At 66.2% G+C, this 24,421-nt stretch carries 25 protein-coding genes; 8 read left to right on the top strand and 17 right to left on the bottom strand.

Features of this window, described 5'->3' with window-relative positions:
- The 4 genes from VFV09_08020 to VFV09_08035 all read right to left on the bottom strand — a co-directional run.
- The coding region (locus VFV09_08020) for an ATP-binding cassette domain-containing protein (GenBank protein ID HEU4867657.1) at positions 1-291 on the bottom strand (291 nt) is incomplete at its 3' end.
- Positions 291-1,139, bottom strand: coding sequence for an ABC transporter permease (locus tag VFV09_08025; GenBank protein ID HEU4867658.1), 849 nt, complete (start codon positions 1,137-1,139; stop codon positions 291-293). The genes VFV09_08025 and VFV09_08020, both read right to left, overlap by 1 nt.
- Positions 1,139-2,785: a glycosyltransferase family 2 protein gene (locus tag VFV09_08030; protein ID HEU4867659.1), complete on the bottom strand. Its 1,647-nt coding sequence runs from the start codon at positions 2,783-2,785 to the stop codon at positions 1,139-1,141. The genes VFV09_08025 and VFV09_08030 overlap by 1 nt, the downstream gene beginning before the upstream one ends.
- Positions 2,786-2,801: 16 nt before the next feature.
- Entirely contained in the window at positions 2,802-3,878 is a 1,077-nt protein-coding gene (locus VFV09_08035) for a glycosyltransferase (protein ID HEU4867660.1), read from the bottom strand.
- 27 nt (positions 3,879-3,905) lie between these two features.
- Between VFV09_08035 and VFV09_08040 the strand changes: the two genes are divergently transcribed.
- Together VFV09_08040 and VFV09_08045 are read left to right on the top strand one after the other, a co-directional pair.
- Positions 3,906-4,835 (top strand): glycosyltransferase, encoded by a 930-nt coding sequence (locus tag VFV09_08040; GenBank protein HEU4867661.1) that lies wholly within the window; start codon positions 3,906-3,908, stop codon positions 4,833-4,835.
- A 16-nt stretch (positions 4,836-4,851) separates the two neighbouring features.
- Complete coding sequence (locus VFV09_08045) at positions 4,852-6,009, top strand: glycosyltransferase (protein HEU4867662.1); 1,158 nt, start codon at positions 4,852-4,854, stop codon at positions 6,007-6,009.
- On the opposite strand, the gene VFV09_08050 is transcribed toward VFV09_08045, so the two are convergent.
- From VFV09_08050 to VFV09_08065, 4 genes are all read right to left on the bottom strand, one after another.
- Positions 6,006-6,551 (bottom strand): hypothetical protein, encoded by a 546-nt coding sequence (locus VFV09_08050; protein ID HEU4867663.1) that lies wholly within the window; start codon positions 6,549-6,551, stop codon positions 6,006-6,008. The genes VFV09_08045 and VFV09_08050 overlap by 4 nt on opposite strands.
- A gap of 104 nt (positions 6,552-6,655) precedes the next feature.
- Positions 6,656-7,522 carry a glycosyltransferase family 2 protein gene (locus VFV09_08055; GenBank protein HEU4867664.1) on the bottom strand — a complete coding sequence of 289 codons (867 nt, stop codon included), beginning with the start codon at positions 7,520-7,522 and terminating at the stop codon, positions 6,656-6,658.
- 3 nt (positions 7,523-7,525) lie between these two features.
- On the bottom strand, positions 7,526-8,335 hold the full coding sequence (locus VFV09_08060) for a glycosyltransferase family 2 protein (GenBank protein HEU4867665.1): 810 nt from the start codon (positions 8,333-8,335) through the stop codon (positions 7,526-7,528).
- Entirely contained in the window at positions 8,332-9,129 is a 798-nt protein-coding gene (locus VFV09_08065; protein ID HEU4867666.1) for an SDR family oxidoreductase, read from the bottom strand. The genes VFV09_08060 and VFV09_08065 overlap by 4 nt, the downstream gene beginning before the upstream one ends.
- Positions 9,130-9,241: 112 nt before the next feature.
- On the opposite strand from VFV09_08065, the gene VFV09_08070 reads away from it, so the two are divergent.
- A complete protein-coding gene (locus VFV09_08070) occupies positions 9,242-10,492 on the top strand; it encodes a glycosyltransferase family 2 protein (protein HEU4867667.1) in 1,251 nt (416 codons plus the stop codon).
- A gap of 1 nt (position 10,493) precedes the next feature.
- On the opposite strand, the gene VFV09_08075 is transcribed toward VFV09_08070, so the two are convergent.
- Positions 10,494-11,345, bottom strand: coding sequence for an SDR family oxidoreductase (locus VFV09_08075; GenBank protein HEU4867668.1), 852 nt, complete (start codon positions 11,343-11,345; stop codon positions 10,494-10,496).
- A 71-nt stretch (positions 11,346-11,416) separates the two neighbouring features.
- Between VFV09_08075 and VFV09_08080 the strand changes: the two genes are divergently transcribed.
- A complete protein-coding gene (locus tag VFV09_08080; protein HEU4867669.1) occupies positions 11,417-12,724 on the top strand; it encodes a glycosyltransferase family 2 protein in 1,308 nt (435 codons plus the stop codon).
- Here VFV09_08080 and VFV09_08085 read toward each other — a convergent pair.
- Together VFV09_08085 and VFV09_08090 are read right to left on the bottom strand one after the other, a co-directional pair.
- The gene (locus VFV09_08085) at positions 12,721-13,617 is read right to left on the bottom strand and encodes a methyltransferase domain-containing protein (GenBank protein HEU4867670.1); all 897 of its coding nucleotides are present in this window, start codon (positions 13,615-13,617) and stop codon (positions 12,721-12,723) included. The genes VFV09_08080 and VFV09_08085 overlap by 4 nt on opposite strands.
- Positions 13,618-13,664: 47 nt before the next feature.
- On the bottom strand, positions 13,665-14,969 hold the full coding sequence (locus tag VFV09_08090; GenBank protein ID HEU4867671.1) for a methyltransferase domain-containing protein: 1,305 nt from the start codon (positions 14,967-14,969) through the stop codon (positions 13,665-13,667).
- A gap of 81 nt (positions 14,970-15,050) precedes the next feature.
- Here VFV09_08090 and VFV09_08095 point away from each other — a divergent pair, with 81 nt between their 5' ends.
- On the top strand, positions 15,051-15,467 hold the full coding sequence (locus VFV09_08095) for a hypothetical protein (GenBank protein HEU4867672.1): 417 nt from the start codon (positions 15,051-15,053) through the stop codon (positions 15,465-15,467).
- On the opposite strand, the gene VFV09_08100 is transcribed toward VFV09_08095, so the two are convergent.
- From VFV09_08100 to VFV09_08120, 5 genes are read right to left on the bottom strand one after another with little or no spacing between them, the layout of a single operon-like run.
- Positions 15,464-16,237: a CmcI family methyltransferase gene (locus VFV09_08100; protein ID HEU4867673.1), complete on the bottom strand. Its 774-nt coding sequence runs from the start codon at positions 16,235-16,237 to the stop codon at positions 15,464-15,466. The two genes, VFV09_08095 and VFV09_08100, sit on opposite strands and share 4 nt — an antisense overlap.
- Before the next feature lie 24 nt (positions 16,238-16,261).
- Complete coding sequence (locus tag VFV09_08105; protein ID HEU4867674.1) at positions 16,262-17,506, bottom strand: class I SAM-dependent methyltransferase; 1,245 nt, start codon at positions 17,504-17,506, stop codon at positions 16,262-16,264.
- Positions 17,503-18,576 (bottom strand): CDP-glucose 4,6-dehydratase, encoded by a 1,074-nt coding sequence (rfbG, locus tag VFV09_08110; protein HEU4867675.1) that lies wholly within the window; start codon positions 18,574-18,576, stop codon positions 17,503-17,505. The genes VFV09_08105 and rfbG overlap by 4 nt, the downstream gene beginning before the upstream one ends.
- A complete protein-coding gene (rfbF, locus tag VFV09_08115) occupies positions 18,552-19,328 on the bottom strand; it encodes a glucose-1-phosphate cytidylyltransferase (GenBank protein ID HEU4867676.1) in 777 nt (258 codons plus the stop codon). Before rfbF ends, rfbG begins: the two co-directional genes overlap by 25 nt.
- A gap of 16 nt (positions 19,329-19,344) precedes the next feature.
- Positions 19,345-20,142, bottom strand: coding sequence for a TylF/MycF/NovP-related O-methyltransferase (locus VFV09_08120; protein ID HEU4867677.1), 798 nt, complete (start codon positions 20,140-20,142; stop codon positions 19,345-19,347).
- A gap of 149 nt (positions 20,143-20,291) precedes the next feature.
- Between VFV09_08120 and VFV09_08125 the strand changes: the two genes are divergently transcribed.
- A complete protein-coding gene (locus VFV09_08125) occupies positions 20,292-21,905 on the top strand; it encodes a glycosyltransferase (protein HEU4867678.1) in 1,614 nt (537 codons plus the stop codon).
- Entirely contained in the window at positions 21,902-22,654 is a 753-nt protein-coding gene (locus tag VFV09_08130; protein HEU4867679.1) for a sulfotransferase domain-containing protein, read from the top strand. The genes VFV09_08125 and VFV09_08130 overlap by 4 nt, the downstream gene beginning before the upstream one ends.
- Positions 22,655-22,660: 6 nt before the next feature.
- Here the strand turns inward: VFV09_08130 and VFV09_08135 are convergent, their stop codons facing one another.
- Positions 22,661-23,365, bottom strand: a complete 705-nt coding sequence (locus VFV09_08135) for a hypothetical protein (protein HEU4867680.1) — start codon at positions 23,363-23,365, stop codon at positions 22,661-22,663.
- Between the two features lie 82 nt (positions 23,366-23,447).
- Here VFV09_08135 and VFV09_08140 point away from each other — a divergent pair.
- On the top strand, positions 23,448-24,421 hold a 974-nt coding region (locus tag VFV09_08140; protein ID HEU4867681.1), incomplete at its 3' end, for a glycosyltransferase family 2 protein.

Here is a 24,421-nt window from a genome sequence, read left to right on the forward strand (position 1 = left end):
GGCCACCTTTCCGCCGATCTCAACCGAGCCCCGGTCGGGCGTCAGGGTTCCTGCCAGGCACTTCAACAGGGTTGACTTCCCGCTGCCGTTGGGGCCGAGAACTGCGAGCGAAGATCCCGGCTCCACGTTGAAGCTGACCCCTTTGAGCGCCCAGAAGTCCTCGTAGACGAGTTTCTGCGATCGGGTCAGCCGCTCCTTAACGCCCATCGGCCGGGAGTGGTAGACCCGGAAGACCTCCCACAGGTCCCTGACCGAGATCTCGCCCGGCCGGCAACGTCCCTCGGGGTCCATCAAAGCTCCTTTGAGAAGGTGCGGGCGAGCCGGACGAACAGCAGGTAGCCGGCCACCACGCTGCCGACCCCGAGGGACGCCCCCACCAGGACGACCTTCATCGGCGGGAACACCTGGTAGTAGAAGACGTGGCGGAACAGGTCCAGGAACCAGGTCATGGGATTCAAAAGCATCATCCACCTGAACCTCTCCGGGACCATCTCCAGCCGGTAGAACAGCGGGGTGCCGTAGAACCAGAGCAGCAGCATGACCGGCACCAGCTCCTGCAGGTCCCGGAACGCCACGTTGGCGGCGGCGAACATCATCGACAACCCGGCTACGAACAGGGTGAAGAAGAACAGTGTGATGACCAGGGCAGGGATGAACGGCAGGAAGTTGTAGCCCCGGATCAGCCCGTACGCGCCCAGCACCAGCAGCGAGAGCAAAAAGTGCACCGCCTGCGACGCGACCTTCGAGATCGGAAGGTACTCCCGCGGGAAGTTGACCTGCCGCATGAGAGCTCCGTTGCCGACTATGGCGCTCACCGACTCCGACAGCGAGCCGCTGAGGAACTGCCACGGGAGAAAACCGGCCAGGAAAAACAGGGAGAAGTCGGCGGTGTTGGCCACCTCGAACACCCGGGTGAAGATGAACCCGAACACGAGGACCATGGCCAGCGGGGTGACCATCGACCAGGCGAAGCCGAGGAACGAGGCCTTGTAGCGAATCTTGAGGTCCCGGGCGACCAGGTTCTTGAGGAGCTCGCGGGATTGCCAGAAGTCGCCGAGCAGCCGGCGAAGCGGCCTGGCGCGGCGCCTCTGCCGCGGCGGGACCACCAGGTCCGGGGTCGCGCCCTCGCCGGGGGCCATCAGTGCAGCCCTTCGGGCACGCCGGTCTTGGAGCGGTCGAAGCGCGAAGTCATTCCATACCTGAGCAGCCCCAGCCGGAAGAGCCGGTCGCACACCACGTGGCGACGGAAAAACGGCTTCATGTTCCTGTGGATCTCCCGGGCCGACATCTCCTTGCCGTGGGTCCGCGAGATCAGCTTGCGCACCTCACGGCCGTGTACGTGGCCGATGGTGAAGTTCTTCTGGTTGTCGTGGATCCGGAAGGCGCCCGTAAAACGGGGAAGCCTCGCAATCTTCAAGCCCGCCTCCCGAAACCTCAGCAGCATGTCCCAGTCCAGTGCGAAGTGGAAGTCCTCGTCCAGGCAGCCGCCGATCGCCTCCCAGGCCCTGCGCCTCCAAAACAGCGTCTCCTGGGGCACGTAGTCCGCCCAGCGCAGCGTCTCGTCGTCGTGCGGCGGCATCACCCAGCGGCCGATGTCGCGACCCTGGGAGTCGATGAGGATCCGGTTCCCGTAGACCACGTCGACCTCCGGGTGGCGCTCGAAGTAGCCGGCCACGTACGCCAGCGACCCCGGGAGCAGCAGGTCGTCCGAGTTCAGCCAGGCGAGCACATCTCCGGTCGCCCGGCGCATCCCCAGGTTCACGGCGTTCGCCTGCCCGCCGTCGGGGGCGCTCTCCCAGTGGGCCAGGGAGCCGGACAGCTCCTCCAGAACCTTGACCGTGTCGTCCTGGGAGCCGCCGTCCTGGACGATGTACTCCAGCTTCGGGTAGCCCTGCTCCAGCACGCTGTTCACCGTGTCCGCGATGTACTCCGCCTGGTTGAACGAGGGCGTGACTATCGAGATGAGCGGCGGGTCGGCCGGGCCGGCAAAAGAGCGGTACTGCTCCGCCGGGGGCAGGAGCCGCGGGGCGTACTGGGCATCGTGGGTGAGCCGGACGGCAAACAGCGCCCGCAGGACCTTCAGGATCACCCGGACCACCAGCCGGACCGGCCAGAGGAAGGCCCCCAGGTATCGCCGAAGCTTGGCGTCTACGAAGATCAGCGTCTGCATCAGCGGCAGCTCATTCGAGAGCCGGCCGATGAACTCCTCTTTGTCTGCCCGATCCCGGTTGGCGACGTCCAGCTCCCGGGAGAGCTCGGCGATCACCTTGTCCTTCGCGCGGACGACGGCCTCGGCTGCCTCGAGTTCCTCGCTCCGGTACCGGGAGTCGGTCCAGTCGATCCCGCGGTGCCCCGTGTAGTCCCTCACCGCCGCCCCCGCCAGCTCGGGGTAGTACAGGATCGAGTCGTCCAGAAACATCAGGCGGTGGGTGGAACTCAGGGACCTGAGTGAGGCGAGCAGGGCCATCATTCCCGCGCCGCCGGCGCCCGTGAGAAATCCGGAGGCACCCTCGACAACCACGACGCTTCGGGGGTCGAGCGTAGCCACCGCGTCCAGGCCGCCGGTCACCGTGCCGGGTCCCTGCGGGGGCAGCCAGTACAGCACGCGCCGGCCGGCCAGATCGGCAGGCGGGCCTGTGGAGAGGTCGATGGATCGTGCCTCACCGAACATCGACCGGATCTCCTCCGGCACATCCGGGGAGAGGGGGCACCCGACGAACACCTCGAGGCCGAGGGCGGTGATGAGCCGATCTACGAGCCCTGCATCGATCCTGGGAGTCGACAACGCTGGTTCCGGCCGCTCAGACCGGATCGGGGCTGAACTCCAAAGCGGTGGCGGCGGGAGCGGCGGCGGCGGGCATGGGGTCGGACCACACCGGGGTTCCCTGCTCCGCAGGACGGAACCGGGTAGCGAGGCCCTGCAGGAATCCCATGCCGTACCCGAGGTGGACGGTCAGTATGAGCATGCCGGCGGTGACCAGGGTGGCGAGGTGGCCCGGAGGCCTGTCCCTCAGGCCCCAGGTGATGTTGACCGCCGTAGCGCCCACCGCTCCGGCGTAGACAACCATCGGGACGAGCACCAGCGGCTGGACCGTTGCCAGGGCCGAGGCGGCCAGGCAGTAGACCAAAAACAGCGAGGGTACTGCGTAGGCAGGCCGCAGGGTCCTGAGACTGCGCCGGGTCAGCTGCCCGCGGCCCAGGCCGTACTTGACCATCTGCTCGGCAAACGACCTGAAAGTGGCTCGCCGCTCGTGGAATGCTGCGAGCTCGGGGTCGTAGTGCATGAGCAGTCCCCTGTCGTGCATCTCGGAGAGGACCGCATTCTCTTCGGCGCCGACCAGGTCGTTCGGGAAGTCGACCATGGCTTCCCGCCGGACTGCGAGGTTGCACAGGGTGAAGAACCGTTCGTCGGCCGGCCCCGCCGGGTGAGCACCGTAACGACGGCGAACCGGCCCGGAAACTGCGATGGACGCCAGCACCGCGCCTTGAATGATGGGAAACGGCGGGGTGCCGGGCGGCGTGTCGTTGGGCCCGCCGAGGACGCTCGCCTCGGGATGGGCCTCGGCGATCTTAGCCATCTTCGCCAGGAACCACGGCTCGATGGTCACGTCGTCGTCCAGGAACAGCAGCCACTCACCCTTTGCCCGCTCGACCAGGTGGTTGCGGGCCGCCCCCAAAAGGGTCCGCGCAACATGGCCCACATCCGACGAGGGGAAGCGGGAGCGTACGAGCTGGGCGACGTCCGGCCCGCCGTTCGAGCAGACGATCACCTCGAAGGCCGGGGCCTCCGCCTGGGTCTGGATGCTCGAAAGACAGGCGTCGAGATGGGCAAGGTTGCCCCCGGTGATGATGCACACGCTTACAAATGGCCTATTCATCGCTGGCGATACTATGTAATGGCGCCTGTGGCTTCAAGAAGTGGCACCGACTTATCGCATATCGAGGTCTCGATTGTCGTGCCGGCCTACCGGGCGGACGGCACAATTGCCCGGTGCCTGGGCAGCCTGCTGGACCAGGACTTCCCGGGCGGCTTCGAGGTAATCCTCTGCGTCAGCGCCGACCAGGCGGTCGATCTTCCCTCTTTGGAGAAACATCCACGGCTCAAGGTTCTGACCCACGTTCCCCGCCTGGGGGCGGCCGCTGCGCGCAACCGGGCCGCCGCCGAGGCCAGGGGACGGCTGATTGCGTTCACCGACGCCGACGTGGTTGCCGATGCCGGATGGCTGGCCCGGCTGGCAGCGGCGGCCGACTCCAGCCCCTGCGTCGCAGGCTCGGTTCTGAATGGGACGCCCGAGAGCGCCGTCGGCACGGCCGAGTACCTTTTGGAGTTCGTCGACCTCCACCCGGCCCGGAACCCCGAAGCGGTCCACTTCGGGGCCACATGCAATCTCATCCTCGAGCGAGTCCTCTGGGAGGAGGCGGGACCCTTTCCCGAGGACCTCGAAGGGGGAGAAGACACGCTGTTGACCATGGATCTACGCAAGCGGGGGCTGTTCAAGTTTGCCCCGGAGGCTGCCGTGCATCACGTGAACCGAACCCGGCCGGTCGCTTTTCTGCGACACCAGTTCCGGTTCGGCCGGTTCACCGCCCGATTGGCCGTAATGGATGGCACCTACGCCGGGGGGCCGCTGCGGGCCACCCTCACCCGGTACGCGTCCCTGGCGCCGATCGCCTGCGTGCTCCGTGTCGGCTGGGTCTACTGGCGGCTTGCGGCACTCGATCGTCAGCTCTTCGTCCGTTCGTTGCGCTGCCTCCCCGCGGTTGGGGCCGGGAGCTTTGCCTGGGGAGCGGGCCTGGTGGCGCAGAGGCTGCGGGAGCGTGGCAGTGGCAGATAGGCCGCGAGTGCTTTTCGTGACGCCGTATCCGCCCACCCCTCCGATGGGCGGAGGCCGCCGGCGTCAGCTGGAGATCCTGCGCCGGCTGGCGGCCGAAGCGGACGTGACCCTGGCAACGATCACTTTCGGCGACGAAGACGAACGCTTGCTGCCGGAGCTTGCCCCGCCGGGGGTGGAGATCCTCACCGGGCGCCCGGTGAGGGGACGGCTCACCAGGAAGCTGCCCCTCAGCCTGCAGTGGTCCTGGTCGGCAGAGCTGGCCCGCAAGATCGTTCAGGCCCACCGGGCGGATCCCTTTCGCCTGGCAGTCGTGTCGCACAGCTACGCCTTCCACTACGCCGGGGAGTTGGAGGATGTGCCGCGGATGGTCGACGCGCAGAACGTCGAGTCCAGGGTCTACGAGCAGTACTCCCGGCTTCCCCGGGCCGACCGGACGAAGATCCGCCGCCTGGCAGGGACGTCCGGGAAGGGGTTCATCGGCGCCTCGTACTCCGCATCCCGGATCGCTGCGCTGGAGCACGAGGTCTGGAAAGCCGCCGACCTGGTGGTCTGTGTCAGCGACGAGGAGCAGGCCGAGATCTCGGCCGCCGCCCCAAAAACCCGCACGATCCTCGCTCCGAACTGCCCCAGCGTCCCGGCCGGAGAGCCACCCCGGGCGGCCCGGAGCTCGACGGTTAGCTTCTCCGGTTCGCTGAACTACCTGCCCAACATCGATGCGGTGATCTGCCTGGCCGAGCAGGTGGCGCCCCGGGTCCGCTCCCTGGTCTCCGACGTCCGCTTCGTGGTTGCCGGCGCCCAGCCCTCACCCCGCCTGGTTGCGTACTGCAAAGACCACGGCCTGGAGGTGGTCCCCAACCCGGCCGACATGTCCGAGGTCATCGCAGGGACGGTCATGGCCTGCCCGGTGAGGCTGATCGCAGGGACTCGGCTCAAGATCCTCGACGCCCGGGACCTGGGGATCCCGGTCGTCTCCACCTCCCTCGCCGCCGAGGGCCTGGTGGTGGCCGGTGACCCGGGGGTGCTGGTGAGGGACGACCCCGACGGCCTGGCGCAGGGCCTGGCGGAGTTCCTCGAAGCCGTGTCGTGGCCGGAGCCCCGAAAATCCGCCGGCTGGCAGGAGTCGCTGGGCCCGATGTTGGACGCAGTCCGAAACCTGGCGGGGCTCACGTCTTAGTCGAGCGCGAGTGAAATATCGGCGCACTCTCCACCGTAGCTGAAGTCGTCACCAGGGGAGGGGACCAGCATGTATTCCTCGGCATACCTCGAAGCGAGGCACCGGCCGACCGCCGCCGAGTGGCCGCATGAAGAACTGCCGGTTTGCTCGAAACAATAAGCATGAGCAGCTTGCCTGGCCGTCACGAAGGTGACACGGTGCCGCTCCGTCTGATCGCAGCTCGGGTCCGGGCTATTCGTCGCGCATATTCCCGCCACGTCGACCCATATTTCATCCTCGATCGATCTGCCGAACTTCTCCCAATCAGTTCGAGGTCCGGCACAGTTGAAATCCTTTGAAGCCCTGAGAAACGGGTGGTAGGAAGCGAACTGTTCCGGAGTCTGATCGGGGTCCTGCTCACCGGCGTTGTGGCCAACCCCTTCCCCATGCCAAAGGGTTGTAGAGCTGAAGACGCCGGCCAGGCAGTTCGCTACGACATCCTCATGTCCTTCGGCAATAAACCGGGAGTAAAAGGACTCGTAGAGCTCGTTGTTGAACGACACCTCTTTAGACGACTCTTTCTCGGTGGTCCGCCCCACCTCCTCGGGACCCGAACCGCACGCGCCAGTGAGGATGGTGAGAACGATGGCTGCACCGACCGCACGATTCAGTTGGCCTCACCGTCATCTTTAACAGGGGTGACCAGGTTGCTTTCGGGAAGATGGTAGTCGTGACGGTGCATCCCAAGGAGGCGGCCGACCGCCCGGGTCAACCCGTTCTGCGGCACCGGCACGACGTCGAGGACGACCCACAGAAGCCTCTCCCCGCGGTTTCGCAGGTAGTTGACGCTAGCTCTCATGGGGCCGACCTCCGGAGCAAGGCTTTGGATCAGGCGGACCTCCCTGAGCGTCCAGGTGGCGTCTGAGCTCAGCCCCGCCCCGCCGACGTCGACGGTTACCTCCTCGAGAAACGCCGTCGTCACCCGGTCGCCGAGTCGCAGCAGGTATTCGTAGTCCCCGGCGATGCGGTACTCCTCGGAGAACCGCCCAAACCGGTTGAACAGGGAGCGGCGATGCAGCAGGCCCGGGTGTGCGACGCACATGAACCGGGTCATCTTGGACCAGTCCCACGGCTGGCCCACCACGGAGCTTCCGGTCTTTTCGGATGCCCGGTACCGTACCCGGCTGCAGATCAGATCGACATCGGTTCGATCCCCCAGGTCGACCAATGTCCTCAGCGTGCCCGAACCCGCAAGCCGGTCGTCCGCCCCCAGGAAGCAGACCCATCGGCCGGTCGCCCGTTCCAGGGCCTTGTTCCAGGCGTGGTAGACGCCGCGGTCCGGCTCCGACACCCAGTAAGCGATCGAAGCGTCATTCGCCTCGAGGATCTGCACGGTTCCGTCAGACGAGCCTCCGTCGATCACCAGGAGCTCAACCGAGACCCCCTCCTGGGCCGAGACACTGTCGATGCAGGCTCCGAGCGTTCCGGCTGAGTTGAGTGTGGCAACAATCACCGACACGGAGGGGTCGCTCAAGGCCTAGCGCCCATCCAACCGGGCGGTTTTGCGAGCGGTCTTGAGGGCGCAGACGACCGGAGAGCGGTCGACGGCCCTCCTGGCGGACCACCATGCGTGCTCAGACAGAGAACGAGCGAAGTTCAGCCACGCCGCAGCCGGACCGATCTGGGGGTGGGCGGCTTGAACCCTGCGAACCTCCCGCATGGTCTCCAGCGAGTTCGACGTGCTGACCCCGGCGTTCCCCATCGCCAGGTAGGCCCGGTCCAGGAAGGCCGCCCGCGCGCCGGGACCCAGGCGGAGCAGGAACTCGTAATCCCCGGCGATCCGCAGGCTCTCGTTGAACCTGCCGTGGCGCTCGAACAGCCGGGAGTCGTGCAGCATGCCCGTGTGGGAGACCGAGTGGCGCCGCTTCATCCGGTCCCAGCTCCAGGGCCGCCCGTGGACGAACTGCCGCTCCCCCCGGGCATCCACGTACCAGACCTTCCCGCACACCAGGTCGGCGTCCTCCGCACCTCCAAGAGCCGCCATCTCCCCCAGGGCTGTGGCATCCAGGTAGTAGTCGTCGGCGCCCACAAAGCAGATCCAGCGCCCGGTAGCCCGCTCCAGAGCCTTGTTCCACGCCGAGTAGATCCCCCGGTCGGAACCGGTCTCCCAGTGGGCTATCACCTTTTCGTTTTTTTCGAGCAGCGCCAGGGTCCCGTCGGTCGACCCGCCGTCGATCACGATCAGTTCCTTGTCGGGGTAATCCTGCCCGGCGATGCTGTCCAGGCACCTCTGGAGGGTGGCGCTCCCGTCGAGCACTGCGACGACTATCGACACCCTGCCGGTCATTCGGGGGGTGCGTCCTTGTCGGCGCCCCACAACGATCCCACCCCGTTCATCCCCCCGTCGACGTGGAAGGTCGTGCCGTGGATGTAGGCGGCGTCGGTCCGTGCCAGGAACACCACGGCAGACGAGATGTCGAGGCCGGTGGCCACCCGGCCCACCACCAGGCCGGTCCGGGTCAGAACCTCCTGGGGAACGTTCACACCGGTGCCGACGGCCTCCTCCACCCCCGGGGTGATGACCGGCCCGGGCGACAGGGCCATCACCCTTATCCCCGAGCGCCCGTATTCCGCAGCCCAGCACTTCGTCAGCATGTCCAGTGCCGCCTTCGTGCCGGCGTAGGCAGCCATCCCCGGGTACCCGCGGTAGGCGACCGGGCTGGTGATGTTCACGACCACCCCGCTCCCCCGCTCCGCCATTCCGGGTACGAGCGCCGTGGTCAGAAGGTGGACGCCCCGGACGTTCAGGTGCATCATCTCGTCGAAGTCGGCGGCGGAGATGGGAGTTCCGTCGATCTTGTAGCTCCCTGCGTTGTTCACGAGGATGTCGATACCGCCCAGGCGGGACTCGGCCGCCGCAGCCAGGGCACCCGGGCCCTCGGCGGTTGCCAGGTCGGCGGCGATGAACACGCACCGTCCGGAGGCGGCCGACCCGAGGCGCTTTGCCACCGACTTTCCCCGGGCTTCGTCGCGCCCGGTGACCACGACATCGGCCCCCTCCCGGAGGAAGTGCTCGGCAATCGACTCCCCGATGCCGGAGGTCGATCCCGTGACCAGTACGTGGGTTCCGCCAAGAGTCATGCAGGATCCTTTCGGGGCGAAGCTGATTATCCGCCTAAGCTACCGGGTCTCGCGGTTTGCACGCGCCTGGAAATCCAGCAATTCCCGCTCCGGGACTTAGGATCGGCAGGTAATGAGCGAAGATCCTGGGGACCCGGGGGCGGGCGGACTGCCTCTGGTCAGCGTAGGAATGCCGGTCTACAACGGGGCGAATCACCTGGCGGGTGCCATCCACTCGGTCCTCAGCCAGGACTACAAAAACCTCGAGGTGGTCGTGTGCGACAACGCCTCGGACGACGGGACTCCTGCAATTGCCTCAGATTTCGCCGTCCGGGACCCACGAGTGAGGTACATCCGGAATCCCGAGAACATCGGCCTGCTCCCGAATTTCCGCCGGGTGAGGGACGAGGCCCGGGGAAAGTATTTCTGCTGGCTCGGCCACGACGACCTTCTGTCCGACCCCTCCTATCTCAGCGCTACGGTTGCCCACCTGGAGACGCACCCCGATGTCGCCCTATGCCACACCGAGATTTGCCTGCTGAAACCCACCGGGGAGACCGAGGTCGTCCAATTCCCCGAACTGGCGCCGGATCGCCCCTGGGCCCAGGCCAGGCGCGACCTGTTCCGCTGGCCCCAGGACTGGCTCGAGATGGCCAGTCACGGGGTCTTCCGCCGGGAAGCGCTGGTGGAGATTCCTCTCCCGGAGAAGACTCGTACCCGGCGGCCCCACGTCTTCTGCTGGGAGATCAACATGTTGACCGCCCTTTCCACCCGGGGCCGGATAGTCGCCCTGTCGCAGGCCCTCCGCACCTACCGGTCGTCCCCCGAGTCGGCGGCCCGGCAGATGGGCCGCAGCGTCTCACCGTTCGACCTTTGGTTGCTCGACATGGAGACCAAACTCACGCTCCTGGCGCGGGCCGTCCGGTGCCCGGGCTCGGTCCGGGAACGGGTCCGGCTGGGTGGCACCGCCCTGGGGAACTTCTCGCGCAAGACATTTCGGAACCGGTTCGACCACCGGACGGCGATGAAGATGGCCGAAGAAGAGCTGACCATTCTCCTGACCGCCGCCCGGGACCGGGCCAAGCTGGTCCTGCAACTGCAGGAGGTGATCGAAGCTCGCAGGAGCCTGCTTGTCGAACGCGGGGAGACGCCCGAGCCGTTCAGGACCGGGCTCACCGAGCCCCTACCCCCGTCTACCGGGCCTGCGGTCAAACCAACCCGCGGGAAGTTGCGCGACTTTTTCCGGCCGGCATCCCCGTCGCAGATACGCTGGTACGCCGAGGTGAACTACCGGATCACAGCCCTCCGGCGTTACTGCGAAAGGCAACTGCAGGAGATCGACCGCTCCGACGCCGAGGCCGCCAGGCTGCTGACCCTCCTGTAGGTCAGCGAAACCGATCCAGCAATCGTTTTCTGGTGGCCGGCTTGTTCGGTTCCGGGGAGCCGGGCTCCCGGGCGACGGTCCGAACCGAGATCGGCTGGTAGCCGAAGGTCTCGACCATGCCGCCGTCGATGTGAATGGTGCTTGCGTGGATGTACTCCGCCTCGCCGCTTACCAGGAATGAGACTGCGGCTGCCACCTCGTCGACTGTGCCGTAGCGCCCCGCCCCGAAGCCGGCGCAGAACTGGGCGATGTCCTCGGCTTTCGACTCGCGGGTGCTGCCCTCGGTGAGGACCGGTCCGGGCGCAATTGTGTTCACCCGGACCCCCCACAGGCCGTACGTGGCGGCCCAGCACCTGGACATCGCGTCCAGGGCGGCTTTCGAGGACGCGTACGCGGAGTAACCGGGCCAGCCGCGATAGGCGACCGAGGTAGTGACGTTGACCACCACGCCCGACCTGCGCTCCGACATCCGGCGCATCACGGCCGTCGAGAGCAGGTAGGGGGCCCTTACGTTGACTGCGAAGATCGCGTCCCAGTCCTCGGGCGTGATCTCGGTGCTGTGCCCGGCGCCGCCGGTGGCGGCGTTGTTGACGAGGATGTCGACACCTCCCAGCCACTCCTCCGCCTGTTCCGCCAGCAGCAAGGGCGCTTCCGGGCTTGCCAGATCCGCGGCGATGAACCGGCAGCGCCCGGCGCCCGCCTTCTCCAGCCGTTCCTGGGCAGCCCGGCCCCTGTCGGGGTCGCGCCCGGTGATCACCGTGTCCGCCCCCTCGGACGCAAGCCGCAGGGCAACCGCCGCGCCAATCCCCGAGGTGGCGCCGGTGACGAGAGCACCCTTTCCCTGCAGTGTCATGGCAGCCGTTCTGTGGTTAGACGATGTTTAGTCCCGCCGCCAGGTCGGACGACGCCGCTACGATGCTATCCATGATCCCTGAGAAAAACATCGCACTTCCTCCCGCCCTGGTGAGCGTAGGCGTGCCGGTGCACAACGGCGGCGAACATCTGGAAGAGGCGCTTCGTTCGGTACTAACGCAGGATTATCCAAATCTGGAAGTGGTCATCTGCGACAACGCTTCCGACGACGGCACCGAGGCGCTCTGCCGCCGGATCGCTGCAGAGGACCACCGGGTCCGCTATCTGCGCAACGAGACCAACATCGGGTTGATGCCCAACTTCCGCCGGTCGCTCGATGAGGCACGGGGGCGATATTTCAGCTGGCTGGCCCACGACGACGTCATCTCGAACAGGGCCTATCTCAGCACCCTCGTCGCATACATGGAGGAAAACCCCGATGTTGTGGCGTGCACCTCGGCGTTTCAGTTGCTGAACAGTCACTTCGGGATGGCCGGTGATCTGATTTCTGTTCCTGAGATCGCTCCGCACCGGTGGCCTGAGGGTCGTCAGGAGTACTTCCGGTGGCCCCACGGCTGGATCGAGAGCCTGACCATCTACGGAGTCTTCCGCACTTCGGACTTGAGGCAGATCTCCCTGCCTGAACGCAGCTGGAAGGGTCGGCCCCACATCTTCTGGTGGGAAACCGACGTCACGACCGCCCTATGCCTAAGGGGCCGGATCGTGGCCCTCCCGAACGCCCTCAGGTCCTACCGGCTGGCCGTGCACACGGCGGGAACCGGCATGTCGACGTCGTTCTCCACCTTCGACCTCTACCGCATCGGTCTGAGGATAAAGCTCATTCTGATCGGCCGCGCCACCCGCGCTCCGGGTTCCCTCACAGCCCGCCTACGGCTGGTCGGCACTGCCGTCGCCAACCTTTTCCGGGCGAATCTCGGCCAGCCCTACGACCACGCCTATGTCACCCGGAACTGGGGAATCGCGGTGCGGGCGCTCGAGGGCGTCGCCCGCGAACGAGCGGCAGCAGTCGAGTCGCTGAAAGCCCTGGTGCAGACACGCCGTAAGGCGGCCGAGGAAATCGGCGTGGCTCCCGGTCCGATCAGCGCCGAGGTCGAAGGTGCCCTGATGGAGCCCGAGGTTGATCTGCCCGAGCCGGCGGACCCACCCCCCAATTCCTGGGCGGCGGCGGTCGTCCGGTTCTTCCGCCCGCCGACCTCCGACGAGATCAGGCGGAGGAACGAACTGCAGGCCCGGATGGGAGAGCTCAACCTGCTGTGCGCCCGAATGCTTTCGGTGATCGAAGTTCTGAACGCAGAGGCGCAGAGGCTCGCTCAGCTGTTGGAGCAGGCTGCGGCTGCCGGCCGGCCAACGCCCGGCTAGCTCCGGATTCGCTCCGCGACGATCGCGGAGCACTCCTCCATCCCCGACAGCTCCGGCACCGAGGCCTCAGGCCTGCGCCGGGAAAACCTTCCGCGCGGGACCGGAGGCGGAGCGGCCTCCTCTTCGGTGCGCGCCTTGCACCGGTGCATACTTCTTTTGACCGACACCACACGGTAACCGAGCACGCCAAGGATGTTGGTAATTGCCTTCTCGGTAAGCACCCACCAGGCAAAGTAGATCTCGGTGGATGCCGGATCGGCTTTGGGGTCGGGCATAAAGAGCGCGTGGGGCTGGTCCCCCTGGGGGCATTGCTGGGTGATGACGATCGTGTCCGGCCGGAGGGCGCAGACGTTCTGGAGCGCAAGGAACGGATCCCTCAGGTGGGGAAGGATCATTCCGACCACTGCGATGTCGAACGGCCCGAGCCCTTCGGGCAGATCGTAGAGATCCCCGTAAAAGGCCTTCGCCTTGGAGCCCACCCGCTTGTGGGCGAACCAGTAGGCGTTCCGGACCGCCGCGTTCATATATGAGGTCGACTCGGCGATCTCCCGGGTCCGGTACCCGTCCCCCTGGAATGGGACCACGTTCCACTGGGCGCCGTCGGCCATGTCGAACGAGACCACCTCGGCCCCGCGGTCCTCCATGGCGAAGGTCAAAAAGCCGCTGGCCGTGCCCACATCGAGGACCCTCTTGCCCTTGAAGTCGAGGTTTCCCAGGTAGTCGTCCACCGTATCCCTGAGGTCCCACCCGGTCCCCACCTCGCCCACGCCGGGCAGGTCCATGTAGTGGTAGAAGTAGCACATCTCGATCGGCGGGTCGTCGGGGACGGACTCGACCAGCAACGGCCGATCGCCTGCAATACCCGCCGTGGACACCTTGGATGAGCTCTCCATGACGGCAATCTTGTCACCTTTACGGCCGGTGCGAGTAGACGGCGCCCTCAGTACAGATCCTCGAGGCCGATAGTTGCCACCCGCTCCGGGAGGTCTAGAGGGGGCGATTCGAAAGCGGTCCGGGTGACATCGCAGCTTCCCTCGCCGTCGACGAACCGGCTTGCCGCAGGGCCGTACGCCGGGGGATCGGCCCCGCTGACGTCGATCCGTTCCCAGTCGACTAGCGTCCGGTAGTCGATCTGGTTGGCGGCGGACTCCATCCATGCGTCGCCCGAGATTCCCAGCTCGTTGGTCGCCCGGCACACGACTGCGACCCGGGCGCTCGGCCGGCCTCCCACGTCCACGGTGGGGCTGGTCACGCAGTCCAGCGGCTTGAGCCGAAGGTAGCGCAACAGGTACTCGAGCAGTGGGACGGACAGGAGGAAGTACGTACTCCCGTCGGGGGACAACTGTCCCCGCGCGTTGAAATACATCGCGTCCTGTTTGTCCATTGCCGCGTACGTCTCGACGATCATCAGGCCCCCGGTCCGGACGAGAGAGCGGGCCATGGCCAGGACTGCGAGCGGGCCGAAGCAGTGATAGAGCACCCCGGAAAGCACAACCACATCGAAATTGCCTCCGTACCGGCGCCCCACGAAGCGGGCGGTTGCCTGGTGGGTAAGGCCGCCGTGGTAATCGAACTCCGCTCCCGTGAAGTGTTTGACGACGGCGACCTTGCGGTCGCAGTGCATCACGTCCACCGCGACGACCTGCCCGGCCTCCCTCCTGGACATCAGGACCGGCACCGCCGCCTCCATGGTCCCGATGTCGAGGCACCTGCGTCCGGTCACCTCACACCTGGCAAGCAGGTCCCTCGTGAGGCCGAGATTGCGGTGCTTCGCCCCGGGAGTGAAGACCCCGGGCGACAGTTCGACGCAGTAGTACCAGTACTGGTCGAGGTACCTGGTGGGGTCGGATTCTCCGGGCCGGGGCACGGGCGGCTCCTTGAGAACGGTTTCCAGGATCCAAAACTCATCCCACCGCCCGGCGCCGCCCTCCTTGAAAACCTGGCGCAGCTGCATCTCGATCCTGGTTCCGCCGCCGTGGATTGCCACGTCTATGAAGGCGGCGCCGTGGGAGTCGTCCGCCAGTACCACCGTAGACTCGACCTCCGCCCGGCCCGGTGAGATGCGCTGGGCCAGCAGGTAATCAATCAGCCCGTCCCGCCCGCGGAATGTCCCACTTCCGGGGTTGCCGCGGCCCACGTGCCACACAACGCCGGGCTCGAAGTAGGCGGAGAGGACGTCCGTACCGCCCTCGGAAACGTCGGTAAGGAACCGGCGGATCCTTTCAGCTCCCGGATGCTCCGCCAACCCAACCCTTTCTGGTTCCCGCCGGATACCGACAGATTAGACTCAAATTCGTTCACCGCAGCCAAACGGAGGTCTCAAGCAATGGCCGGCTCGATGTGGGAAAAGCTCTGCTCCGCGGCGGTGCACCTCAACCGCGGGGACCCCGGTCCGGCGCTCGACCTCTGCCCCGAGCAGGTGGAGCTGACCGTTGGGCAGACCGCCGGTTCGCCCTCCCCCTCCCGATACGCCGGCAGGGACACGATCACCGGGCTCTGGCAGGAGACGTTCGAGTCCCTGAACGGCGCGATCGAAGTCAGGCCGGCAAAACTGCTTGCGGGAGACGGTCACATGGTCCTCTTCATAGACCTGTTCCTGGGCTCGGGATCCCAGCGGGAAGAGAAAAAGCTGATTCTGACCGGAGCCGCCGGGTCCGGAGGTTTGTGGGACGAGCTCTGGCTGCAGTTCGACGACCTGCCGGTTCGGCTGCCGGCCGGCGCCCGGTCGGAGCCCGGCGGCTAAAAAAGGCGCCTCAGCCAGCCGCCGGTCCAGTAGGAGGGCCCCTGCGTGATCGAGCCCTCGTTGAACACCGGAGCAGGCGCCTCGACGGCAAACTCGGCGTGGGACTCAAGAAAGCTTTCGACGGCGCCGAGCGGGTTGTTCGACGCCCAATTCTCGCCCGCAAGCGGTGCGCCCGCCACGGCGGTCATGATGCCGCCGTCCGCCACCACCATGTAGGAGCCCGGGCCGACGAAGCCCGAGTACGCCTCGAGCTCGCCCAGGACGTGCTCCCGTGTGTGGTTGCTGTCGAGGACCACCAACGCCGTCTCGCCGGGGTTGACCAGCGCACGCACCTGCGCAACCGTCTCGGGGGCCACCGAGGAACCCTCCACCATGTCGATCAGGTCAAAAAGCTCGTGGGCCTCGATTGCCGCCCGGTTGTGGGGGCGGATCTCGACGTCGATCCCGACCACCCTCCCGCGGCCCATGGCCCGGCACAGGCCGGCGTAGAAGATCAGCGACCCGCCGTGGGCAATGCCGGTCTCGATGATCACGTCGGGCTTGACCCGGTAGACCACCTCCTGCATCCGGACGATGTCCTCAGGCAACTGCAGGATCGGCCGGCCCAGCCAGGTGAAGCCGTAGACGTACTTGTTGTCGAACCCGACCCTCACCCAGGCCTTGCTGACCTCGGCGAAGGCCTCGGGGGTGTCGAACCGGTGGCGGGTTACCTTCCCGGCTTCGGTGACCTCCACATAGCCGTCGTCGAAGTTGACGCTAAGAGTCGCCAACTGCCGGCCTAGCTACGGATCGGGTCAGTCAAGAACTTCGACCTGCGGGATCGGCAGCACGAACCGGCCGCCCCACTCCCTGATGGGAGCCATCTGGCTCATAATCTCGTCCTTCAGGTTCCACACCAGAATCAGCAGGTAGTCGGGACGGGTCTCGGCGATCTTGTCCGGGGAGTGGATGGGAATCCTGGTCCCGGGCAGGAACCGCTCCTGCTTGTGGGGGTTGAGGTCGGTTACGTATGCCACCTGGTCGGGGGTGGCCCCTGCCGAGTTCAGCAGGATCGTCCCCTTGGCCGCGGCGCCGTAGCCGACCACGGTCTTGCCCTCGTCTTTGGCCCTGGCCAGGAACCCCCGGACGCCGTCCAGCACACCCTCGACCGCCTGGGTGTAACCGGAGTAGGTCTCCATCCGGTCGAGACCCCCGGCTTTTTCGGCAGCCCGAACTTCGGCAAGACCCGGGCCGGCCGGCCGCAACGGGCCGTCGGACCGCTGCGCCAGCACCCGGAGGCTCCCGCCGTGGGTGGGGATCTGCACCACGTCGAACACCTCGAGGCCCTTCGCGTTCAGGACCGGCTCGAGTGAGTGCAGGGACAGGTAGGAGAAGTGTTCGTGGTAGATCGTGTCGAACTGGCGCTTCTCCAGGATGTTCAGCAGGTGGGGAAACTCAATCGACAGCACGCCGCCCGGTTTCAGCACCGTGGCCAGGCCGGCGGTGAAGTCCTGGAGATCGGGGACGTGGGCGATGACGTTGTTGGCGACCACCAGGTCGGCGGGGTGGCCGGTGTCGATCAGGTCCTCGGCAACCGCCAGGCCGAAGAAGTTGTTCTGGGTCGGGATGCCGGCCTCGTTGGCCAGCTTGGCGATGTTGGCGGCCGGCTCGACACCCAGGACCGGGATGCCGGCGGCCATGAACTCTTTGAGAAGGTACCCGTCGTTGCTGGCGATCTCGACCACCAGGCTCGAGGGGCCGAGCGAGTACTCCTTCAGCGCCCAATCCGCGAATCGCTTTGAGTGCTCCAGCCACGACTCGGAGTAGGAGGAGAAGTAGGCGTAGTCCGAGAAGATCTCCTCCGGAGAGACGATCTCGGTCACCTGCACCAGCTGGCAGGCGTCGCACACCCAGGCTTTGAGCGGGTAGCGCGCCTGATCCGCCGTGGAGTCCAGCGGGGGGTACTCGTTGACCAGGGGCATGTCGCCCAGGTCCAGGAGGACTGTCGAAAGCTCGGCGTCGCAGCCGCGGCATATCGCTCGGATCGGTTCGGCGGTCACTTTGGCAACATCTCGAGGTATCTCCGTATCTGATCGATGGAGGTGGTCCGCCGCTCCGACGTGTCCGGGGCGGCACGGTGCCACTCGGCGGTCCAGCGCACCGCGGTGTCGATGTCCACCAGCGGGGACCAGCCCAGCGTCTGGGTTGCGATGGTGGAGTCTAGCCGAAGCTGTACCGCCTCGGGGAAGCTCTCGCCGACATCCACCCAGCTGCCGGAGCCGATCTCGGCCAGCGTGCGGTCGACCAACTCACCCACCGGGACCGAATCCTCCAGGTGCGGTCCGAAGTTCACCGCCTTGGGAGCGCCGTCCGGATCGGAGTAAAGCCTCTCGGCCAGCAGCAGGTACCCCCACAGGGGGTTCAGAACGAACTGCCAGGGTCGCACCGCCTTCGGGTTGCGCAGCTCGATCACCCTCCCGGCGGCCAGCGAGCGGAAGACGTCGGGCAGAAGGCGCTGCTGGGACTGGTCCCCTCCCCCGATCACGTTGCCGGCCCGGGCGGTCGCGATCCGGGGGGCGAGAGCCTTGGTCGGGTCGCGGCGGAACGCCTTCACCACGAACTCGACGCAGGCTTTGGACCCCGAGTAGGGGCCGGTTCCGCCCAGCGGGTCGTCCTCCTTGAACGGGCGGCCCAGCTCCGAGTTCTCGTAGACCTTGTCGCTGGTGACCACCACCATCGAGCGGCACTCGGGCACCTCCGAGACCGCCACCAGAAGGTTGACCGTGCTCATGACGTTGGTGGAGTAGGTGAGGATGGGGTCGGCGAACCCCACCGGCTCCAGCGCCTGGGCCGCCATGTGGATCACGACCTCGGGCCGGCAGCCGGCCACTATGGCCGCCGTCTTCTCCGGGTCCCGCAGGTCCGATATGTGCGAGTCAACCCTGGTCCAGGGTAAAAAGCTGCTGAAGGCGCCCCCCTCGGGCGGCTCCAGCCCGATCCCGGTGACGCGGGCATTCAACTGCTCGAGCAGCAGGCACAGCCACGAACCCTTGAACCCGGTGTGCCCGGTGACCAGGACCCGCCGCCCGTCCCAGAACGCCGGGTTCACTCCCACGTCCCGTGCGTCCACGGGGCCTTCCCGGTGTCCCACAGCTCCCGCAGGTAGCGGACGTCACGCAGGGTGTCCATGCAGTGCCAGAAGTCGGAGTGGGGAAAGGCCATTACCTGGTCGGTCTCGGCCAGGGTCTCCAGCACGTCGGTCTCCAGGCTGGCGCCGTCGCCCGAGATCATCTCCAGCACCTCGGGCTGGCAGACCATGAACCCTCCGTTGATCCAGCCCTCGCCCAACTGGGGCTTCTCGGTGAAGCGGACCGCCGAGCCCTCCTCGAACTCCAGCGCCCCAAAACGGGCCGGGGGTCGCACGGCGGAAACCGTGACCATCCTGCCGTGCGATTGATGGAAGGCCAGAAGTTCTTTCAGGTCGATGTTGGACACGCCGTCGCCGTAGGTCAGCATGAACGGCTCGCTCCGCAGCCACGGGGCCAGGCGACCGAGGCGCCCTCCGGTTCCGGACTCCTTGCCGGTTTCGACCAGGTGCACGGTCCACTCCTCACGTTCGCCGCCGTGCCTGGTGACGTTGCCATCGGGGAACTCGACGGTCATCGACCCGCTGAGCGCCAGGCAGTCCAGGAAGTAACGCTTGATCGACTCCCCCCGGTAGCCCAGGGCCACCAGGAACTCGTCGAACCCGTACCGCTCGTAGTGCTTCATGATGTGCCAGAGAATCGGGCGCCCGCCTATCTCCACCATCGGCTTGGGGCGGGTCTCGGTCTCCTCGGCGAGCCGGGTGCCCTGGCCCCCGGCGAGGATTACCACTTTCATCGCGCGGCCCCCGTCCTCAAGGTTTGATCAACAGCCCCTGGCCGGTTGGCAGGGTGGCGATCTCAACGTCCTGCTTCGCAGCAAACTTGTCCAATGCAACCTTCTGCGGCCGGTAGTGCGTCCAGCCGTAGTCGTCCAGAAGCACAATTGCGCCCACCGAGAGCTTAGGCCAGAAGAACTCTAGTGCGGCCACCTCGGGAGCGGCAATGTTCATGTCGAGGGAAAGATAGCTGACCGCGTCGATCTCGACACCGGTCAGGGTGTCCGGGACCCGTCCCCGGACCAGCCGGACCCCGGGGTACGGCTCGAAGTTCTTGAGGGCCGTCTCGTAGGAGTCCTGGGCGTAGTACATCCGGTTCTCCTCGGTGCGGAAAGGGGTCTCCTCCTCCGCCATCTGCTCGTCGGGGATGCCGGTGAAGGTGTCGAAAAGGTAGAAGGCCTTGCCCGTTGAATTGAAGTCGATGTAGTTGCAGATCGCCAGTGAAAGTCCGCCGGAGTGCACCCCGCACTCTACGAAGTCGCCCGGCAGATGCGCGCCGTGGCGGGCTGCCCAGCATGCGATGTGCACCCGCCAGGGCATGTCTATGACGTTGTCGGTTCCCGGCCAGGTGAACTGAAGTCCGGCGTTCAGGCCCGCCTCGTTGGCCTCTACGAACCGCGGCTCGGTCAAAAAGTCCACATTCCGGCCGCCCATCTTCATCGTCCCGTCGTCGTAGGAGTCCTCCCCCTCGTAGGCAGACTCGGCTAAGGGCGGGGCAAACGGGCCGTAGTCGGGCGACGAAGGCGCCGGCCGGCTCCGGCGGAACCTCTTCATCGGAAAAGCCTTGAGGGGACCATTCGTTCTCCTGCTCGAGTGCCGGATCGCACGTGCGCCTGCAACCCGGGGCCGTCGCTTAGACTACTTCGGCGCCGCTCCGGGCTGCGCCCAACCACTTGAGTTGAACCTTTAGGAACCGGGAAAGTATGCCCAAGTTCTCAATTCTCCTGCCCACCCGCGAGCGCTCGGACACCTTGCGCTTCGCCCTGCAGACCGCGGTCGCGCAGGACTTCGGCGACGTCGAAATCCTGGTCCACGAAAGCGGCAACGACCCCGGCACGGCCGAGGTCGTCGCCGAGGCCGGCGACTCCCGCACCCGCCACGTCAAGACGGTGGAGCCGGTGGCGATGAAGGAAAACTGGGAGCGGGCAGTGGCGGCCGCCACCGGGGACTACCTGACGATCATCGGGGACGACGACGCCATCCTGAGCACCGCCTGCAGCGAAGCCGCCCAGATTCTCGACCGGTACCCGGTGGACGTGCTGACCTGGCGCCCGGCGGCCTACTTCTGGCCGGACTCGGCCATCACAGTCCTCCAGAACCGCCTTCAGGCTTACCTGCCCAAGACTTCAGGTTTCGAGCTTCAGGACCCCCGGGCCCTGCTGCACCTGGCCTATCACTTCCGGGAACACCACTACACGATGCCCATGATGCTCCACTCGTTCGTCGCCCGGCCCCTGGTCGACCGGGTCATCGAGGGCCTCGGGACCTACTTTTCTTCGGCCGCCCCCGACATTGCTTCCGCCGTGGCGGATGCCTGGTTCGGGGAGTCCTGCATCCTTTCGCACCGGCCTATGTCGATCTCGGGCATCTCGCACCACAGCACAGGGTCCCGAATGCACTTTAGCCGGGACCCGAAGCTGAGAATGCAGGCGGAGCGGGCTGCGTTTGCGACAAGTGTCGACTTCCACCCCAGCCTACCGAACTCCCGCAACAGCCAGATCTTCGCTGCGAACGAGATGATGACCATGAAACAGGCGCTGTTCCCGGACGAGCGGCCCGACTTCAACTACCGCGGCCTTATCCAGCGAGCGCTGGAATCGCTTGAGACCGGGTTCGAGGACTACGACGCAGGTCTTGCAGACATCCGCCGGACCGCTCAGCTGAACGGCATAGACCTGGACGACTTTACGGTACCGCCTCCGGCCCCCGCGGAAAGAAAAGCGGCGCAAGGCGTTGTGACCCTGGGAGAAGGGCTTTTGATCGACATCGACTGCACCGCAGAGGGGGTGTCCACGGTTGCCGGCGCCGGGCGCTTGCTTGCCTCGGTCCTTCCGGCCTTTGGCCCGCCCGGCGACCTGCCGAGGCCGGTGACTCAGGTCCTGACCGTGTCACAGGCTTCCAGGGAGCTGTGCTTCTCCGCCGGAGGCAACGGCCTGGCGATGCTCGGTGGGGGCTGGAGCCGGCCCGAAGATTGGGGAGTTTGGACCATCGCCGATCGAGCAGACCTCGTGCTGGACCTGGAGACACCCTCCCCAGAGTCTCTAGTTGTCCGGATCACCGGACGGATGTTCGTACCCCGGCAGATTCTCCAGTCCCGGGGCTCGCTGACTATGAACGGCCGGCCGGTTGCAAGGCTGGAGGCCACGCCGGATAGGCCTGCCGTGAACCTCACGGTCGACATCCCGCCGGACGCCCTGACGACGGGCACGATCCTGCTGGAGTTTCTGGTCGACTCTCCCTCAAGCCCCTCCTCTGCCGGCATCAGCAGCGACACCCGGAGACTCGGGTTCGGCCTGGAACGGATCTGGTTCGAGTGACTGCCGGTCCGGCGATCATCCACATCACCCACCCCAAGGCCGGATCCCAGTGGATCCGGAGGATTCTGATGCAGTGCGTTCCCGACCTCGTGATACCCAGCGTCGACGAGCTGGTCGCAGACCCGGCTATGAACCCAAGCTGGGAGTTTTTGTCCCGACCCTTCGTGCCGGGTGGCGTCTACCCCGCCCTCTACCTGCCGCGGGACCGGTTCGACCAGGTGGAGGGAGTTGGGTCCAGCAAACGCTTCGTCGTCATTCGCGACCTCCGCGACACTCTGGTTTCCGGCTACTTCAGCATCCGTTACAGCCACCCGACCGACATGAGCCACGTAGCCGAACTCAGGGCCGAGCTCGAAACCCGCAGCGTCGAAGACGGCCTGATCTTCCTGTTCGACGGGTTCCTGGACCTGTGTGCCGCAGTTCAGGGGACCTGGATGGAGTCGGGAGACCCGATGCTTCGCTACGAGGACCTTCTGGTGGAGGACGTCGGCCTGCTCGAGCTGGTTCTGCTGGAGCACTGTGGGCTGCCGGTCACGCGGGAGGAGTTCCGCAGGAGCGTGGAGGAGCACCGGTTCGAAAAACTCTCCGGGGGACGACGCCTGGGGCAGGAGGACCGCTCCTCCCACTTTCGAAAAGGGGTCCCGGGTGACTGGCGAAACCACTTCACACCGAAGGTGAGCGATGCGTTCAAGGCAAGGTTCGCAGACGTACTGATCTATGCCGGTTACGAGAGGAACAGGGACTGGTAAGGGGGCCTACGCCGTCACCTTCTGGACCGCACTCCGCACTATCGGCTCGGTGTCCGCTGCGTTGAATGCCGGTTCGGTACCGACACCGATTGAGAAGTGGCGCACCACGACAATGAAGTTCTGCTGACGGACGATCACCGTGTCGCCTGTGACAGACCCCTCGGTCGGAGCGGGCTTGTCCGCGGAGCCGGAATTGACGGTGAAGTCGCTGGTTACCCGGGCCGCCGCCGTCTGCTCGCCTACGGCGGGAAACGAGGCGGAGCTCAATTTCAGACGGCTCACGGTGCCTGCGGCGTCCACGTCCCACTCTTTGCACGTGGCGATCGCCTGCTGAACCTTGTCGAAGGCCTCGGTCGCATCTTCGGGACTTTCATAGGAGACAACCGTCTCTACGACCCGCGTGGTCATCTCACCTTTAAAGAACTGAGCGGTGGCCGAAGCAGTCGCGTTTGACTCGTCGGGGACGGGTGAGTCGCAAAAACCACCCTCCTGCGCCGACACCTCCTCGGTGCCTGCGTTTTCTATGGGCTGCCATCCGGCGGGCATATCCGCTGCGGCGAGCAGCTTCCCACCCAGCTCTCCGCTGGGGTCGGACTCGAGGTTGAGATCGGTGTCCGGTGTGTCCTCGGGGTCCGGGTCTCCTCCGCAAGCGGCCAGAAGCAACACGAGTGCGAACACCGCAAGGAGTTTCCGGAGGCGTTGGAAAGCCATGAACCCTCATTATCGGCTTCCGGGCCGGGCGCCGCAAGGACCGCCCGGGCCCGCAGGCCGGTTGGGCGTATACGATCTGGCCATGGGTTACGACGGACTTGGCTCCGACCCTCCCCTGGTCAGCATCGGGGTCCCGGTTCGCAACGGCGCCGTCCACCTCGCCGAGGCGCTGGAGTCGGTGGCAGCGCAGGACTACCCAAACATCGAGGTAGTCATCTGCGACAACGACTCCGCGGACGACACGGCCGCCATCGCACGCCGGTACGCCGCGGTCGACCCCCGATTTCGCTACCTGCACAACGGTTCCGACATCGGTTTTCTGGGGAACTTCAGGCGGGCGCTCGATGAGTCGCGCGGGACCTACTTCACCTGGCTGGCCCACGACGACCTGCTCCTGCACCCCTCCTACATCGGCACCCTGGTGGGCTACCTCGAGTCGCACCGCGACGTGGTTGCCTGCTCCACTGCGTTCCAGCTGTCGGCCTTCGAGCTGGCCGGCGCCCCGGAGATCAAAGCTTTTCCGGAGATGGCCCCGGACCGCTGGCCGGGGAGCCGCTGCGAGCTGTTTCGCTGGCCCCACGGATGGGTCGACCTCACGATCTACGGGGTGTTCCGCCGGGAGGCGCTCGCCGGGGTCCCTATTCGCGACCATTACTACAAGGGGAAGCCGCACATCTTCTGGTGGGAGACCGACCTGCTCACCGAGCTGTCGGGGGCGGGCAAGATCGTTGCCCTTCCCGAGTGCATGCGCTTCTACCGCCGGTCGACCGTCTCCGCCGGGACCAAGGTCGTATCGGAGGTCTCGACCTTCGACCTGCTCCGGCTTGGCCTCAAGATCAAGTCGATCCTGCTGTGGAGGGCCCTCAGCCTGCCGGTACCCGTCCGGGAACGGCTCCCGGTGGTGCTCACGGCCCTCGCCAACGTTCCCCGGGCCAACCTTCGCCAGCCCTACGACCACCGGCGTGAGGTACGAACCCTGGAGCGGGAGGTGGCCAGTCTCGAAGCGGTGGAGGCGGAAAGGTCGGACCTGATCAGGCTCCTTACCCAGGTGGTCGG

It is taken from the genome of Actinomycetota bacterium (assembly GCA_035759705.1).
Classification (GTDB): Bacteria; Actinomycetota; CADDZG01; order JAHWKV01; family JAHWKV01; genus JAJCYE01.